The 16,713-nt window shown below is 47.2% G+C and carries 13 protein-coding genes, 1 rRNA gene and 1 pseudogene; 10 read left to right on the top strand and 5 right to left on the bottom strand.

The genetic code is table 11. The annotated features are described in order from the left end of the window. The first annotated feature begins 213 nt into the window (after window positions 1-213). Window positions 214-816, top strand: coding sequence for a bifunctional adenosylcobinamide kinase/adenosylcobinamide-phosphate guanylyltransferase (cobU, locus tag H6F63_RS04660; RefSeq protein ID WP_190635292.1), 603 nt, complete (start codon window positions 214-216; stop codon window positions 814-816). Window positions 817-1,120: 304 nt separating this feature from the next. Then, on the top strand, window positions 1,121-1,543 hold the full coding sequence (locus H6F63_RS04655) for a hypothetical protein (protein WP_190452400.1): 423 nt from the start codon (window positions 1,121-1,123) through the stop codon (window positions 1,541-1,543). Between the two features lie 60 nt (window positions 1,544-1,603). Here the strand turns inward: H6F63_RS04655 and H6F63_RS04650 are convergent, their stop codons facing one another. Next, window positions 1,604-2,539, bottom strand: a complete 936-nt coding sequence (locus tag H6F63_RS04650; protein ID WP_190423226.1) for a ribonuclease Z — start codon at window positions 2,537-2,539, stop codon at window positions 1,604-1,606. A gap of 269 nt (window positions 2,540-2,808) precedes the next feature. Between H6F63_RS04650 and H6F63_RS04645 the strand changes: the two genes are divergently transcribed. Then, complete coding sequence (locus tag H6F63_RS04645; protein WP_190635291.1) at window positions 2,809-3,942, top strand: SpoIID/LytB domain-containing protein; 1,134 nt, start codon at window positions 2,809-2,811, stop codon at window positions 3,940-3,942. Window positions 3,943-4,472: 530 nt separating this feature from the next. Here H6F63_RS04645 and H6F63_RS04640 read toward each other — a convergent pair. Beyond that, entirely contained in the window at window positions 4,473-5,792 is a 1,320-nt protein-coding gene (locus H6F63_RS04640) for a hypothetical protein (RefSeq protein WP_190423229.1), read from the bottom strand. A gap of 75 nt (window positions 5,793-5,867) precedes the next feature. Between H6F63_RS04640 and H6F63_RS04635 the strand changes: the two genes are divergently transcribed. From H6F63_RS04635 to H6F63_RS04605, 7 genes and pseudogenes are all read left to right on the top strand, one after another. Further along, on the top strand, window positions 5,868-6,437 hold the full coding sequence (locus H6F63_RS04635) for a pentapeptide repeat-containing protein (protein WP_190635289.1): 570 nt from the start codon (window positions 5,868-5,870) through the stop codon (window positions 6,435-6,437). Between the two features lie 316 nt (window positions 6,438-6,753). Beyond that, a complete protein-coding gene (locus tag H6F63_RS04630; protein ID WP_190635287.1) occupies window positions 6,754-7,974 on the top strand; it encodes a caspase family protein in 1,221 nt (406 codons plus the stop codon). Between the two features lie 56 nt (window positions 7,975-8,030). Then, window positions 8,031-8,189 (top strand): annotated as a pseudogene (locus tag H6F63_RS04625) (Uma2 family endonuclease); the annotation flags it as partial. Between the two features lie 96 nt (window positions 8,190-8,285). Continuing rightward, the gene (locus tag H6F63_RS04620) at window positions 8,286-11,351 is read left to right on the top strand and encodes a CHAT domain-containing tetratricopeptide repeat protein (RefSeq protein ID WP_190635284.1); all 3,066 of its coding nucleotides are present in this window, start codon (window positions 8,286-8,288) and stop codon (window positions 11,349-11,351) included. Window positions 11,352-11,530: 179 nt separating this feature from the next. Next, window positions 11,531-12,052 (top strand): photosystem I assembly protein Ycf3, encoded by a 522-nt coding sequence (locus H6F63_RS04615; protein ID WP_190453730.1) that lies wholly within the window; start codon window positions 11,531-11,533, stop codon window positions 12,050-12,052. Window positions 12,053-12,203: 151 nt separating this feature from the next. Beyond that, the gene (gatC, locus tag H6F63_RS04610; RefSeq protein WP_190635282.1) at window positions 12,204-12,494 is read left to right on the top strand and encodes an Asp-tRNA(Asn)/Glu-tRNA(Gln) amidotransferase subunit GatC; all 291 of its coding nucleotides are present in this window, start codon (window positions 12,204-12,206) and stop codon (window positions 12,492-12,494) included. 86 nt (window positions 12,495-12,580) lie between these two features. Beyond that, window positions 12,581-13,567: a glutathione S-transferase family protein gene (locus H6F63_RS04605; protein WP_190635280.1), complete on the top strand. Its 987-nt coding sequence runs from the start codon at window positions 12,581-12,583 to the stop codon at window positions 13,565-13,567. Between the two features lie 98 nt (window positions 13,568-13,665). Here the strand turns inward: H6F63_RS04605 and aroA are convergent, their stop codons facing one another. The 3 genes from aroA to rrf form a co-directional block, all read right to left on the bottom strand. Further along, window positions 13,666-15,012: a 3-phosphoshikimate 1-carboxyvinyltransferase gene (gene aroA, locus H6F63_RS04600; protein ID WP_190635595.1), complete on the bottom strand. Its 1,347-nt coding sequence runs from the start codon at window positions 15,010-15,012 to the stop codon at window positions 13,666-13,668. A gap of 87 nt (window positions 15,013-15,099) precedes the next feature. Then, complete coding sequence (locus H6F63_RS04595) at window positions 15,100-16,425, bottom strand: hypothetical protein (RefSeq protein ID WP_190635279.1); 1,326 nt, start codon at window positions 16,423-16,425, stop codon at window positions 15,100-15,102. 178 nt (window positions 16,426-16,603) lie between these two features. After that, a 5S ribosomal RNA gene (rrf, locus tag H6F63_RS04590) occupies window positions 16,604-16,713 on the bottom strand; the annotation flags it as partial.

Here is a 16,713-nt window from a genome sequence, read left to right as displayed (position 1 = left end):
GGTTATTTCACGCCTAGTAGTAGAAATTAAAACCCGCTCTTGTGCCGCTTTCCAGCTTTGGTTACTCGCTTAATTTTCTATTTTATTTGTATTATTGTTGTCTGGTCTTGAACGACAAAAGAAAAATTTTACATTCACTCTTAACGAATAGAGTACCTTGGACACTCTAGTGGTGGATAAAATATATTTTTTGGGCTGTTAAATTTAACTTTGATGCAGAACCCGCCTGAAATCAGTAAAACAGCCTTTGTGACACGAGTTGATTCTACTTCTAATAGGCATCTAATCTTGGTGACTGGCCCGGCGCGGTCTGGCAAAAGCGAGTGGGCGGAAACTCTAGCAATGCGTTCGGGTAAGTCTGTTGTTTACGTGGCAACGGCTCAAGTTGATCCAGATGATTTGGAATGGCGATCGCGTATTGAACAACACCAGCAGCGACGACCGTGCGAATGGCAAACGCTGCAAGTTCCTATAACTCTAGCAGCAACGATTCAAGATTCTGTTCAGTCTACTTGTCTGTTGGTTGATTCTCTGGGAACGTGGGTGGCGAATTTCTTAGACCAAGACGATGAAGCTTGGGAGATTACCTCTGTGGAGTTGCTAGAGAGTCTTTTAAACTGTCCTGCTGATGTAATTTTGGTGGCGGAGGAAACTGGTTGGGGGGTTGTCCCCGCCTATCCCATCGGTCGGAAGTTCCGCGATCGCTTGGGAACTCTGTGTCGTCGTGTTGGCGCGATCGCTAATCCCGTTTTTCTGGTCACTGGCGGTCATGTTCTTAATCTTAGTCTCCTCGGTTCCCCTTTACCAGATTCTTAGTATACCTATTTGGTACTTTTGTCACCTATAATAAAGTAAATTTTTATCAAAATTTTAGAAGATGTAAATCGAGGCAATAACAAAAGAGGGTAGAAGCCGCTACGGTGGAAATACCTGCTTTTTTAGCGTAGAGTTACCCAACTTGTAAGGTTAGAATTGTCAGAGAAGATTAATTATTTTGTCTGACGCACAATCAACCCAGAGCAAGAAATGCTGAAGAAAACGATCGCCTAGATTAGAAGTAAGCTTTCCGAGGGAGCAGTTCGCCTATTTCCTAGTGTTAACTAGGAGTCAAATTCAGCTTATGGCATCCAAACACCAAGTCAGACAATATATTGCCTATTGGTTTCAGTTAGGCAAAAAGGTTTTAATTCACAATGGCAAAGAAGCGCTGCTGCCGCAACCTGTAATCCAGGGCGATCGCTACAGTGAAGAATTTGAAAGCTGCTGGCAGAAAATTATCTCACCAGAGTCAGGAGATTGTTATCTCGAAGGCACCCAGGAAACAATTGCCCAACTGCTGACACCAGGGTGGGACGTTTCACCTTGTGGGCGTTGCCAAATGCCCGTACCCATCAAGACAGTGGGAATGCCGCCAGAGTTGTGTCCCTGTAATGATTTGCCCAATTGGCCTAACACAGAAGTTCCACAACCGCGATCGCCTGTTAGCAGCCAATCTCGCTTAATTGAAATACGCGATCGCCTTCAGAGAGCCAGCGGCCAGTAAGACTTTTGCGGAGCCGGAGACGCTCCGCCTCCGGAGTTATGAATTATTAACTTCTAACTCCTAATTCCTATTCCTTTGTACCTCATAAGTCATAAAGTCATATGCCAATTTCGTGTTCGGGAAAATGGCACGAGCTTCAGTTAGCAAATCATCTAACACAATGGCATTACCAGGAGCATAGCGAGGGCTGAAATGGGTCATAATCAGCTGGTTGACACCCGCAGCATAAGCCACTTGCGCCGCCATCGTTGAGGTAGAATGCAAGCGATCGAAAGCTAACTGGGCATCTTGATGAGCAAAGGTGGCTTCGTGAATTAACACATCTGCATCCCGCGACAATTCCACCGCCTCGTCACAATAAACCGTGTCTGTACAGTAAACAATTTTGCGCCCGATCTCTGTCTCGCCACACAAATCGGTTCCGCTAATTTGCCGTCCATCTAGCAGCGTTACTGTTTCGCCACGCTTGAGTTGCCCATAGACGCGGCCAGGTGGAATTCCCATTTGGGCTGCTTTTTCCACATTGAAGCGCCCTGGACGGTCTTTTTCAGTTACTCGGTAGCCAAAAGCAGTCACCCGATGTTTTAGAGGAAGACAACTGACGATATATTCTTCATCTTCATACACTATCCCTGGTTGTACGGCGTGAACTTGGACGGGGTAAGAAAAATGAGTTGAAGAGTATTGTCTAGAAGCACGCAGGTATTCATTAAGACCAGCAGGGCCATAGATATCCATGCGTTGAGTATTGCCAGCCAAACCACAGCTTGCTAAAAGACCCATTAAGCCGAAGATATGGTCTCCGTGCATATGAGTGATAAAAATGCGGTCTAGTTGACCCATTTTCAGGTCACTCCGCAAGAGTTGGTGTTGGGTGCCTTCGCCGCAGTCAAATAGCCAGAATTTTCCCCTCTGGGGTAGACGGAGAGCCACGCTGGAAACGTTGCGCGATCGCGTTGGCACACCTGAGCTTGTCCCTAAAAAAGTAATCTGCATTCTGTTCTAGACAACGATCACAAAGTCTGAAAATAATCCAACTATAACTATCAGCATACAATTTCAAAACAATGGGTGACACTGAAGTGGCAAACGTGATAAATATATCTACTTTATAGAAGATGTACCCGGTTGCATATACCAAACCAAGCGGATATGCTCTGGGGTGTTTTGAATTAAAGACTTTATTGTTGCTCTCAATGCGGCTCAGGTTTAACGATCGCCATAACTAGAACGACCTTTATGTATAGTGTGAGGAAATTTCTCAGATGATAAGTCAACGTCTGCAATTGCTCTTTCAAAGACTACTCCATCCTTCTTCATCCGGGCTGACTATCTTATTGTGGATTGCCCTAGTTGCCCCTGCTCAAGCTGCGATGGAATTGCGCGTAGCAATTCAACAAGGTGTTAGCAAGATTACCATAGGCAGTTCTACCAAAGCTGTAATCCGCGACGGTGCTGGTCGAGTTGTGGGAGAAATGGCACCAATGGATGGCAAAGAAGCCCGTTCATCTGGCGGTAGCGTGGCGATGGATGGACGAAAAGCCACGGATCTATTGATTGAGCCGACCAGTGGCGGATATGTTTGGATAGGCGATCGCTGGTATCGGGGTCGCGCCCGCATCGTTCCCTCAGGCAAAGGACTCACCGCCGTTAACCAAGTCGATTTAGAACAATATCTCTACAGCGTCTTAGGGGCAGAAATGGGCGGCAACTGGCCCTTGGAAGCCCTGAAGGCGCAAGCTGTCGCCGCCCGCACCTACGCCCTTTATAAACGTCAAACTTCAGGTAATGGCGTTTACGATCTTGGCGACACCCAAAGTTCCCAGGTATACAAAGGTCTTGATACCGAAACTACAGGGACGCATCAAGCTGTAAATGCCACAGCAGGGCAAGTGCTAACTTACAACAACCAGCTGATTCTCGCCGTCTTCCATTCCTCCTCTGGAGGACACACGGAAAATGTGGAAAATGTTTGGACACAACCGCTTCCGTATTTGCGCGGTGTCGCAGACTACGACCAGGGAGCGCCCCCCTACCAGTGGCAGAAAACTTTCTCCAAGAGCGAACTCAGTCGCCTTCTCGGTGTGAGCAATATCAAAACCCTAGTCCCAGAGCGCACAACGCCTACGGGACGCATAATGACTATGAAAGTAGTGGGTAATGGGAGTACGCGGCGGATGAGCGGTAGTCAGTTGCGTAGCGCATTGGGACTTAAGAGTACCTGGTTCACTGTTAGTTCTTCCTCAACAGGTTTTCAGATCAATGGTCGCGGTTTCGGTCATGGTCTTGGTTTGAGCCAGTGGGGAGCTCATAATTTAGCTCAACAGGGAGTAAACTATCAGCAAATTTTGGGACACTATTATCAGAACACGTCCCTTACTAGCCTTCAAATTAAGTAAAAGTTAGGACGCGATGCAACTCAAAGAATCGCTGTGCAAAAGTGGGTATACATCTTTGTTCGATTTGACTACAGCAATTCAAGGGTTGGGCGCGATACTGTAGGGACATGGCAATGCCCATCGGTGTCAATTTAAGCCCCGGCGAATGAATTCGCGGCTACAAAAACCAAGTCCGCCTGCGCGGACTAACGGATCAAGATTCTTATAACCCGCGCAGGCGGGTTTTGTTTGTATAGCTGCGGTTTCAACCGCCAAGCTAACGTTAAGTTGACACCAATGGGCAATGCCATGTCCCTAACCTTGGTAGCTCTAACCTCAGAACCGCGATATATTCCACCGAACTGAGAAACGCTACATGCAAACGTCCGACCACAAAGCGTCAACGAAAAAGACTTGCGAGACAAAAAAAAGAAATCCCTCCTCTCTATGAATTCTCTAATCAACTAGGAGAGGAGGGTTGGGAAGTAGTAGGTTTGAATTACACCCCCTGTTATGGATATGGGTTCTTATTCAGACACCCAAAAGAATTGTTATGAACCGCTTTGATTGAGGCGGCGCTGCCATTCTGCATCAATTTTGTCAGATTGCTCAATTTCCTGTTCTATCAAGTCGTTTTCGGTGGTGTAAGCTAAATCATCACGACCGAGGACAGTTTTAGCAGCAAACTGTTGGGCATAGATGATTTTTTTCTGCAAGGCAGAATTGGCTTGATTTAACAAGATGGCACGATCTTGCCGCTTTTGATTCCTGCTTTCTACCCTTTTATTTTTGAATTGAATCCAGAAATAGCGAATTAAGGGGATGGCTAAGAAAGCTGTGCCGTAGCCTAATAAAATCCAGTAAATCGACTGTACGAAGGCGATCAGTCCGCCGGATTGTGCTAACTGCACTCCAACCTCACCCCGCAATAGGGAACCCAGAACTAAAGCACCGACGATATTCACCGCACCTAGTCCAGCTGAGAGCATATTCTGTCCGCTAGTGGCTTGACTAAAGCGCCAAGGACGCTCTCGCAGATAAGCACCCACTGCTTCGGAATTTCGCTCTTGGGCTGTAATTTGCAAGTCTGGGAAGTGATAAACTATGTCTCCGTCAGGGCTAACTTCCGGTTTCCCGTTAAATTTGGTTAGCACTGGCAGCATATAGTCTTCGTATTCTTTAGCCCATCCTGAGCCAGTTTCGTCAAGATAGGGGGCGATTTGTTCTGCTGTTACAGCACCGCCGTTGTTGCGAATTACGGTAGCGATCGCACTCCAGCGACGTTCTTCTAAATCGGCGTTAGGATTACCATCGCCAAACAGAAACGAGAAGACACCTTCTAGGAAGTTCATCTGTTTCTTTTCTGGAGATGCTACCCGCCGCCGTTCATAGCGATCGCCATAGTCTGGATAGAAAAACCACCAGATGTCTGGCCCAAACCAGAAGCGAGGCATGAAGATCATACCGCCGCCGCCGGAGTCATGGCTACCAGAATCGTCGTCACGGCTGGCAGAAGCCGCAATCATGATGGCAGCGATCGCTACAAATATCAGCACAATCGACGCTATCAAGATAATCCCGAAGGAAATCCGGATCAGGTAAAACAAAACCTTCCAGATTTTTTCCCACCATTCCTTCAGCCGCAGCCGCAAAAACTTGTTGTTGAGAATTGACCGAAAATTTTTCGGGAACAGGTAGACAATTTCACCTGTTTCTGCTACCTGCAAATGTCCCCCGGCATCGGAGGCTAAAGCGAGTAATCCAGCCTCCGTCATGTTGACGTTTAATCCAGCCTGAGTTGCCACGTCGCCAACGGTAACGCGGTAGCCCAGATGTTCAACTGCTCGCATGATGGTGGGATTTGGAGCCATGTCCGTCCCTCAATAAAAAAACTATTTGTCAATAATCTAAGTATAGAATTTTGGCTAAATAGACCAAGGGTAGGAATGACACCATTAATTGTAGCGATCGCTCTCTTGTCGTTTGTAGCGTTAGCAACACCAGCCACAGCAGCAAATCCAGAACACGTTCAACAATTGCTGAACACCAAACAATGTCCGGGGTGCGACTTAAGCGGTGCCGAATTGCGCGATGTTGATTTAAAGGCTGCTGATTTGCGCGGTGCTAATCTCGCTGGTGCTAATCTCAGCGCTGCGAATTTAAGCGGTGCTAATCTCGTTGGTGCCAATTTGGGGGGTGCCAGCTTGATTAATACCAACCTCAGTGGTGCAAATTTGAACGGTGTAAATCTTAACTATGCCGGACTAATCAAAGCTAATCTTGCTGGTGCTAACCTTGCTGGTGCTGGGTTGGTAGCGGCAAAATTACCAGGTGCCGATCTTAGCAATGCTGATTTGAGGCAAACTAATCTCACCAGTGCTGACTTGAGTAATGCAATTCTCAAAGCCGCAGATTTGCGGGGTGCTGACTTGCGAAATGCCGATTTGGAATATGCGATTTTGGATGGCGTTCAGCTAGACAGTGCTATTTTACCTGATGGCACTTTGTACTATTAAGTATTATTTGAACTGCTATAGCCATCTGACTTGATTTGTGAAACTTACCTTGGCATGATAACGAACCACGGAGGGCAAAAAATACACAGAGAGAAGTTATAGGAGAGACGGAGAATTTTTCTATAGCAATCCTTGCGGGGGCTGTAAAATTCTCTCTTTTCTTTCTGAATCGCCCTAGAGCGGTTCGTTGTTTCACGAATAAAATAGAACTGCTATATAAAATGTTACTGTTACAACTTTGGATACAAACTACTGGCTGTCGAAATAAACCGTTAAGGTAAAGGCACTTTGACAAGCAATTATAAATAGAACAGTTATGGCACAGATTTCTCGTCGCCAGTTCTTCCTATTCGCTGGATCTACTCTGGGAACGTTAGGATTAAGCCAGCTTAATATTCAACGACAGGCAGATCGGTATGGCAAAGTTCTGGCACAAAGTACCCCTCGCAAACTTGCCTTACTCGTCGGCATCAATAATTATCCCGATAAACCTCCAATTCAACCTTTGCGGGGGTGTGTCAATGATGTAGCGTTGCAGCGTCATCTGCTGATCCACCGCTTTGGTTTTAATCCCAAAGATATCTACACTCTGACTGATACACAAGCAACTCGCCAAGGAATTCTAGAGGCATTTGAAGAACATCTGATTAAGCAAGCCAAGCCTGGAGATGTGGTAGTGTATCACTACTCAGGACACGGTTCTCGCGTTTCCGATCCAGATCCAATTGTTGTTGAGCCAGGTAGTAAGAGTGGATTAAACGGCACTTTCGTTCCGGTTGATGCCACACTACCCACCGGATACCCAGAAAAAGGCGGTGTCGTCAAGGACATTATGGGACACACATTGTTCCTGCTGATGTCAGCATTGCAAACTGAAAATTTCACCGCTGTTCTAGATAGTTGTTACTCTGGTGGTGCTACCAGGGATCGTCGGGTGCGATCGCGAGATGGAGGCATGAAACTACAGATTTCTCCTGAAGAAAAAGCGTATCAACAAAGGTGGCTGTCAAAACTGAAGCTTTCGCGCGAAGAATTTGTCAAGCGGTATCGGGCGGGAGTTGCCAAAGGAGTTGTACTCGCTGCAACAGATCCTTCTCAAACGGCGGCAGATGCACGTTTTAATGGCTTCCATGCGGGAGCATTTACCTATTTACTGACACAGTATCTCTGGCAGGAAACGGGTACGCCGGAGAGTGCGATCGCCCACGTAACTAAACATATACTGGACGCAGATAACCAAACTCCCCGTTATGAAGTTAAAGTTGGCAGGGGATATGAAAACCAACCTATCTATTTCATCAACACCCCAAGTTCGGTAGCAAATGCAGTCATTACCGAAGTTAAAGGAAATAAGGCAACGTTGTGGTTGGGTGGTTTAGACCTGGCAACTATTGAAAATGGCACGGTGTTTACTATTATCGGTGCTAAGGGAGGTAGTGGAGGTAAAGTGACCCTCCAATCGCGTGAGGGCTTAATTGGAATAGCGACAGTTGAGGAGGTTGTTAAACCAGGGACACTGTTGCGGAAGGTAGATTAATTCTGTGTTATCTGTCTTCCCTAGATCCGCTAGAAAATGAATTCCCTGGCGAGTGAGTGGGGAAGCGAAAAATACCCACTATTTCGGTTTACCAACTGGTTGATGGCGAGTATATCTTTAATCAGTTTAGAGAAAATGACCGGATTGAATCGCCCACATTCCCAGAGTTGAACTTAACGGCTGAACAGATTTTTAAAGTTGGGCAAGAAATTTAGGTATATCTCCATCCCTACCTGCATAACCTCCAGCCTCCCAGAGATATATTGCAGCAGTAGGAACTAAATCAGACGCAACAGAGGGCAGGTGCAGTTATGGCTCAATTCCTGAAACGCAGCTCTATGCAGAAGAAATCGCCCAAAACATTACATAGGCTAGTATTGCTCTCAGATATAGTCCATCGGAGTTTGGCTCTATTTATCGGTGTTCTCTTATTGTCAGAATCCGTCGCTGCCATACCAGCAGGGATAGGGGTAAGAATAAGCCAACAGCCAGCCGCTACTGAGGAAGACGCAACCCGCGCCGCAGCCGGGCGAGCCTATAAGGAAGGAGATCAGCTATATCAGCAAGGAACAGCCGAATCTCTGCGACAGGCAATTGCCAAATTGAACGAGGCACTCCCCCTTTATCAAGCAGTCGGCGACAAAAAAGGGGAAGCCGTCACCCTCTTGGGCATCGGCAAAATCTACGACGCATTAGGAGAAAAGCAAAAAGCCCTGGAATTCTACAACCAATCCTTGCCCTTGAGACGGGCGACTGGGGACAAAGTAGGGGAAGGCGTTACTCTCAACAACATCGGTCGAGTCTACTCCGATTTAGGAGAAAAGCAAAAAGCCCTGGAATTCTACAACCAATCCTTGCCCTTGAGACGGGCTACTGGGGACAAAGTAGGGGAAGGCGCTACTCTCAACAACATCGGTCTAGTCTACGACGATTTAGGAGAAAAGCAAAAAGCCCTGGAATTCTACAACCAATCCTTGCCCTTGAGACGGGCGACTGGGGACAAAGTAGGGGAAGCCCGTACCCTCAACAACATCGGTCGAGTCTACTCCGATTTAGGAGAAAAGCAAAAAGCCCTGGAATTCTACAACCAATCCTTACCCTTGAGACGGGCTACTGGGGACAAAGTAGGGGAAGGCGTTACTCTCAACAACATCGGTCGAGTCTACTCCGATTTAGGAGAAAAGCAAAAAGCCCTGGAATTCTACAACCAATCCTTGCCCTTGAGACGGGCGACTGGGGACAAAGTAGGGGAAGGCGTTACTCTCAACAACATCGGTGGAGTTTACGACGCATTAGGAGAAAAGCAAAAAGCCCTGGAATTCTACAACCAATCCTTACCCTTGAGACGGGCTACTGGGGACAAGGCAGTGGAAGCCCGTACCCTCAACAACATCGGTGGAGTTTACGACGCATTAGGAGAAAAGCAAAAAGCCCTGGAATTCTACAACCAATCCTTGCCCTTGAGTCGGGCTACTGGGGACAAGGCAGTGGAAGCCCGTACCCTCAACAACATCGGTGGAGTTTACGACGCATTAGGAGAAAAGCAAAAAGCCCTGGAATTCTACAACCAATCCTTGCCCTTGAGTCGGGCTACTGGGGACAAGGCAGTGGAAGGCGTTACTCTCTATAATGTTGCCTACCTAGAACGCAACAGAGGCAATCTCAACGAAGCTTTCATTCAGATGGAGGCTGCCATTGAAATTTTTGAAAAACTCCGCACCAACGTTGCTAGCCAGCAACTCCGCGCCTCATACTTCGCTACAGTGCAGAATTATTACAAGTTCTACATTGACCTGCTGATGCAGTTGCACAAACAGCAACCCTCCAAAGGGTTCGACGCTCTAGCCCTAAATGCCAGCGAACGCGCCAAGGCACGCAATCTCTTAGAACTCCTCACCGAAGCAAACGTTAACATTCGCTCTCGTGGAGACTCTGAATTAATTAAACAAGAGCGCACCTTCCAACAGCAACTCAACGCCGCCGAACAAAGCCGGGTAAAACTCCTCGAAGGTTCTTATAACAACAAACAGTTAGCCGAGATAAAAAAACAAATTGAATCCCTCCTCACCGAACTAGATCGAGTCCAAGCGCAAGTCCGCGTGAAAAACCCCGCCTACGCAGCCATCTCTCAACCGGGAGCCTTCACCCTCAACCTGCAACAAATTCAACAACAGGTACTTGACGACAACACCCTGCTATTGGAATATTCTCTAGGTGAAGAACGCAGCTATCTTTGGGCAGTCACCAAAACAGGCATCACCAGCTACGAACTCCCTAAACGCGCCGACATCGAAGCCACAGCCAAGGAATTCTACAATCAACTTAAATCGGAAACAGGTAGCCTAGAATCTGGCATGAAATTGAGCCAGATTCTACTCTCCCCCATAGCAAATCAACTAAGTAACAAACGCTTACTCATCGTCAGTGACGGCGCATTGCAATCAATTCCCTTCGCCGCACTGCCGATAAAGAAAACCTCTCCCCCAACCCCTCCCCTGCAAGGGGAGGGGAGTAATCATGCACCCCCTTCCCTGCAAGGGAAGGGGGCTGGGGGGTTAGGTTTCACTCCCCTACTCGTCCAAAACGAAATCGTCTCTCTCCCCTCCGCCTCAACCCTCGGCGTATTACGAAGTCAACTCAAAGGACGCGCACCTGCTGCAAAAACCGTCGCCGTCTTAGCAGATCCCATCTTCACCTCCGACGACAAGCGGTTGACATCCCAACCCCAGCAAAGCAACACTACAATTGCCAGGGACGCGAAACGATCTGCCGAAGAAGCCTGTCGCACCTCCGATCTCGAACGGCTTGAGTACAGCAGTAAAGAAGCTGAACAGATTCTCAAACTTGTACCTGCTTCTCAACACCTACAAGCCTTGGGTTCTAAAGCTTCTCACGCTACAGCCACCAGTCCCGACTTAGCTCAGTATCGCATGGTGCATTTCGCCACTCACGGCTGCGTCAACGAAGAGCAACCACAATTATCCGGCTTGGTGCTATCCCTGTTTGATGACAAAGGCAATCCGACAAATAATGGTTTCCTGCGTCTCCACGACATCTACAACCTCAATCTCCCCGCCGAACTCGTCGTCCTCAGCGCCTGCGAAACTGGACTAGGTAAAGATGTCAAGGGAGAAGGACTCATTGGGTTGACACGCGGCTTTATGTATGCAGGTGCGAAGCGAGTCGCTGTGAGTTTGTGGCGCGTCAATGATGTGGCAACGTCAAAGCTGATGGAGAAATACTACCAACAGATGCTGGACAAAGGGCTAAATCCGGTAGCAGCCCTGAGAGCAGCACAGATAGAAATGTGGCAAACTGAGCAATGGAAAGCCCCCTACTACTGGGCGGCTTTTGTGGTGCAAGGCGAGTGGAGATAATTAACACGCGATTAAATTTAGCACTACCAAGTGGGTTGATTAAGAAAAAGATGCGATCGCATCTCTTCATCTCAACCCAAATGACCAACCAAAGCGCGTTAAATTAGCTTAAAGAGCATTATTGAACGATACACTGACAGGCTACACTTTCGCATTAGCGCAGAATTACAGAGACAGATATGCCAAGAACTCAACGCAACGACAACTTTATTGACAAAAGCTTCACGGTAATGGCGGATATAATCCTGAAGATCCTGCCAACCGATAAAAAGGCAAAAGAAGCCTTCGCCTACTACCGCGATGGTATGTCAGCGCAGGCGGATGGAGAATACGCCGAAGCCTTGGACAATTACAGGGAAGCTTTAACATTAGAGGAAGACCCTTACGACCGCAGCTATATCCTCTACAATATGGGGCTGATATACGCCAGCAATGGCGAACTTGAGCAGGCTTTGGAATACTACTATGAGGCGATTGAACTCAACCCGCGTATTCCCCAAGCCTTGAATAATATTGCCGTGATTTTCCATTACCAAGGAGAAAGGGCAAAAGAAGCTGGGGACATGGACAGCGCAGAAGCTTTATATGACAAAGCAGCCGAGTATTGGAAACAAGCAATAAGCATGGCTCCCAATAACTACATCGAAGCCCAAAACTGGCTCAAAACTACTGGGCGCTCTAAGATCGATGTATTCTTCTAGCTATTAGCTATAGCAGTCCTATTTGATTTGTGAAAAAAACGAACCGCCCAGACACAGAGGAAGAGAAGAGAGAGAAGTTTACACCTCATTTAGGATTGCTATATTAGCTATTAGCTACTAACCAATGACCACTAACAACTAAAGAAATCTGATGATTGACCGCGAACAAGTTCGTAAAGTTGCCCATCTTGCTCGTCTGGATATGAAACCTGAAGAAGAGGAGCAATTTACTACTCAATTGGGTAGTATTTTAGAATATTTTGAACAACTGAGCGAACTAGATGTCAGCAATGTGGAGCCAACAACCCGGGCAATTGATGTCAGCAATGTGACGCGACCCGATGAAATGGAAGCCTATCCCAATCGGGAAGCTATCCTTACTGGTGCGCCAGATCGGGAAGAGGATTTCTTTAAGGTGCCGCAAATTTTAAGTGCTGAATAAGCAGAAGTTTATAAAGTGGGTAATACCCACTTTATAAACTTTATTTTTAGTTTTTTGATAGGTGCAAGCTGTCAAAGGAGAAAATTATGGGTTTGGGTGTTCTTGTTGATGGAAAATGGGTCAGCGAACGGGAACAAGAAGACTCCCAAGGGAAATTTATTCGCCCCTCGACGACCTTCCGCAACAAAATTACAGCCGATGGTTCTAGTGGTTTTAAGGCTGAAGCTGGGCGCTATCATCTGTATATTTCTTGGGCTTGTCCTTGGGCGCAGCGAACCGCGATTATGCGAAAATTGAAGGGGCTGGAGGATGTTATCAGCCTCTCAGCTGTTGGCGCGGTTATCGATCAAAATAGTTGGGAATTTACTGATGAGCCGGGTGGGATTCCCGATACTGTGAACGGCAAGAATTATCTTTGGGAAGTCTATCTGGAAGCAAATAAAAATTACAGCGGTCGCGTAACGGTTCCTGTGCTTTGGGATAAAGAAACTGCGACGATTGTAAATAATGAATCTCGCGAAATTATCCGGATGTTGGATACGGAATTCGAGAATTTCGCTAAGCCAGATGTAAATTTTTATCCGTCAGATTTACAGGAGGCGGTTGATAAGACTATCGATGCTATTTATCAACCAATTAATAATGGTGTTTATCGGGCGGGATTTGCTACTAGCCAAGCAGCGTATGAGGAAGGCGTAACAGACTTATTCGATGCTCTCGATTATTGGGAAAAGGTGTTAGATAGGCAACGCTACCTTTGTGGCGATCGCATAACTGAGGCAGACTGGTGTATTTTCACAACGCTGTTGCGCTTCGATGCGGTATACTATGTCCATTTCAAATGCAACTTGCGCCGCATTGTTGACTATCCCAATCTGTGGAACTACCTCAAAGACCTTCATCAACAGCCAGGGGTGAAGGAAACTTGCAATCTAGACCACATCAAACGGCACTACTACAAAAGTCACCCAAAAGTCAACCCGACTCGAATTGTGCCTAAAGGGCCGTTAATTGATTTTGACACACCCCACAACCGCGAACAGCGATCGCATACGCCTGCGGCGATCGCCTGAGACTCGCTGCTGTCAAAGTATGATTTTTTCAACAGAAGAGACGCGATTAATCGCGTCTCTTTATCTTTGTGGTTCCTTAAAAAAGGGGCAAAGAGCTTTTAACCGCAGATTTGTTGCAGTGTAGGCGTAAAGTCAGGGTAGGAAATAGCCGCTGCTTCAGCACGGTTAATTGTGGTAGTCCCAGAGGCGTTGAGGGCGGCAATGGCGAGACTCATGGCTATCCGGTGGTCGGTATGACTATCAACATCGATGCCTGTGAGGGGAGTACCGCCAGTAATTTCTAGCCCATCGGGTAGTTCTGTAACCCTGGCTCCCATACGATTGAGTTGAGATGCCATGACAGCAATGCGATCGCTTTCTTTAACCCGCAACTCAGCTGCATCCCGAATTACGGTAGTTCCTTGGGCAAAAACAGCCGCCACTGCCAAAATCGGTATTTCATCAATCAGACGGGGAATCAAATCGCCAGCAATTTCGCACGCCTTAAGGGAACTAGAACGCACCCGTAAATCTGCCACAGGTTCGCCAGCAACAACCCGCTGATTTTCCATCTTAATATCTGCTCCCATCATCTCCAGAGCCTCCAAAATGCCGGTGCGGGTAGGATTAACACCGACATTTTCAACCCATACCTCAGAACCCGGTACAATCGCCCCAGCGACCAGCCAAAAGGCAGCTGAACTGATATCGCCGGGAACAATAACATTTTGTCCTGTAAGTTGGGCTGGCCCAGTAATGGTGGCGCTGTTGGTTTCCGGGTCTAGCTTGATTTCTGCGCCAAAGGCTCGTAGCATTCTTTCGCTGTGATCGCGGGACAGCGCGGGTTCGGTAACAGTGGTTTGTCCCTCGGTCATCAACCCAGCTAGAAGGATGCAGGATTTGACTTGTGCTGACGCTATAGGCGACTGATAGTGGATTGGTGAGAGCTGCTGCCCTTGAATCGCCAGTGGTGCTAGAGAACTCCCCTGACGCCCCCAAATTTGTGCGCCCATTTGTTGTAATGGTTTGACAACGCGGGACATAGGACGCGATCGCAGGGAACTATCACCCGTAACTGTAAAAAAACGCCCTGGATGAGAAGCTAGAAGTCCCAGCATTAGCCGCATGGTGGTGCCTGAGTTTCCAGCATTCAAAATATCAACGGGTTCTTGGAGTAACCCCAGTCCGATGCCCCGAACCCGCACCAGTTCTATGTTGAGTTCGGAAATCTCAGCCCCCATAGCCCGGAAACAGCTAGCGGTGCTGCGAGGGTCTTCTCCTAAGAGTAGTCCCTGAATTTGGGTTTCTCCTTGCGCGATCGCTCCCAACATCAGGGCGCGGTGAGAAATCGACTTATCCCCCGGCACCCGGATATGTCCTTGTAAGGATAGCCCGGATGCGGGTCTTTGCACGATTAAGTTATCCCGATCTTCAGTAGTTTTCAGCGTAACAACTGCGGTAGGCATAGGGATGGACTGGGATAAGGTTGCAAATAGTGATTCTACCAAGGCAATGACATAGAGCGATCGCCCACTACTTCCAAAGCCCAATAACTACCGCTGAAAGCCCATCCCAAGTTTCTTTTTACCCTTGCCCTTAGGCTTTGATTTATTGACTTCTGCCAGAGCTTCTTGAAACAGATTATGTAAGTGCAGTGGGACACTGGCAATTTCTGGTAAATATGGCTCTAGCGGCTTATTGTATTCTTGCAGGAGAGCATCCAAATCCCTAATCTTAAACTCGGGACGCTGTAATACTGTTTGCAATAGCTTTTCCAACTGGTTTGGGTACGCTTTAGCTAACCGATGCCAGATGAAGACGTTAATCGCTGGGTCTTCTAGATATTGGCAAACCAGTTTTTCTGCACCTTCGATGTTTTGCCAGTCTTCTGCTTCTAGCATTGCCTTAAAACGGCTGTAAGTTGGCAGAAAAATCTGACCCCAGCGGGGATGGGTGAGGGCTGTTAACTGTTCAGCTTTCTTCAAAGAAGCAGGTAACTCAACTTTGGGTGTCACCATTTTAGTTGGGTTTTTACTGTCAAACATTTGCGCGATCTCTTTTGAGTCAGCCCCCGCTTCTTCTGCCGCTGCTTTCATTTCCTCTTGTGTCATCCCAGCTTCTTCGGCTAACTCGGAGAGGGATTTGTTTTCATCAATGCCTGCTGCTGCGAAGCGCCGTTTAGTAAGTATCTCCTGAAATTCTTCAATTTTCTTATTCAGTTGATATCCCGGTAGGGTTACTTCGTCGTTACCAAAAAATTCCAGAAAATCTTGGTGATATTGCTCTACTGACTGCCAGGCTAGCTCTAGCAGTTCTGGAGCGTCGCTGTAAAGGGCGTTCTTGTAGTTGTCCTTAAAGTTGCCAATTGCCACTGCCAGCTTTGGTTTACCCAATCGACCCATTGGTATACAAGGGCCAGAGAACATCCAGTAGGTATCTGTTATCGGAGCAATGCGACTCAGTAAAATTTCCCCCTCCTTAAACCGCGTCATTTCTTCTAATGTCAGGGGATTGTTTGGCTTGACGATGTAGTGCTTTGCAGTTAGCCAATTCATCAGCTCAAAGCCATCCGGTAGCACTTGGATTACAGAAAATAGAGCAATGAAGCTCCGCCGCCAGTTGCTAACTAAGTTGCGATCGCTTGGTGACAAATCTGGCTGGTTTTCCAGAAAAATATCTAAAGTTTCTCTATCACCAACTTTTCCTTCTGTCAAGAAGGTATCAATTATCAAGTCTCTTTGAGCAATATCCTGACGCTCAGGGCGGGACTTTTGTGCCGCATAAGTTTCTAAGGATTCCGCCAGTTCTCCTTCTGCTTCCATAACAAACTCAATTAAAGCTTGTTTAAGAAAGTACGATCGCTCCAGTATTGCATCCACAGCTCAATCTCTCTGTTCAACAATTCTAGATTAAAGGTTATTCGAGAAATCGCACCTTTCTCTGAAGGTTGAATTGAAGTGACTATATTCAAATTCAATTCAGTTTCAATTCATCAGTATAAAAATAAAAATAATAAAGCCCTCATCCTTAGCAGGAGAGGGCTTTATGTTAAGAATAACCTGGCACTGAGCTATTTTCCCAGGCAGTCACCCACCAAGTATCTTCGCCGCAGCCGCGTTTCACCTCCGAGTTCGGGATGGAGTCGGTGTGGTTCCACAGCGCTAATA

Origin of the sequence: Trichocoleus sp. FACHB-40 (assembly GCF_014695915.1) — a bacterium.
Classification (GTDB): domain Bacteria; phylum Cyanobacteriota; class Cyanobacteriia; order Cyanobacteriales; family FACHB-T130; genus Funiculus; species Funiculus sociatus.
The sequence above is the reverse complement of the archived record's forward strand: the minus strand, read 5'-3'. Positions and strand labels throughout refer to the sequence as shown.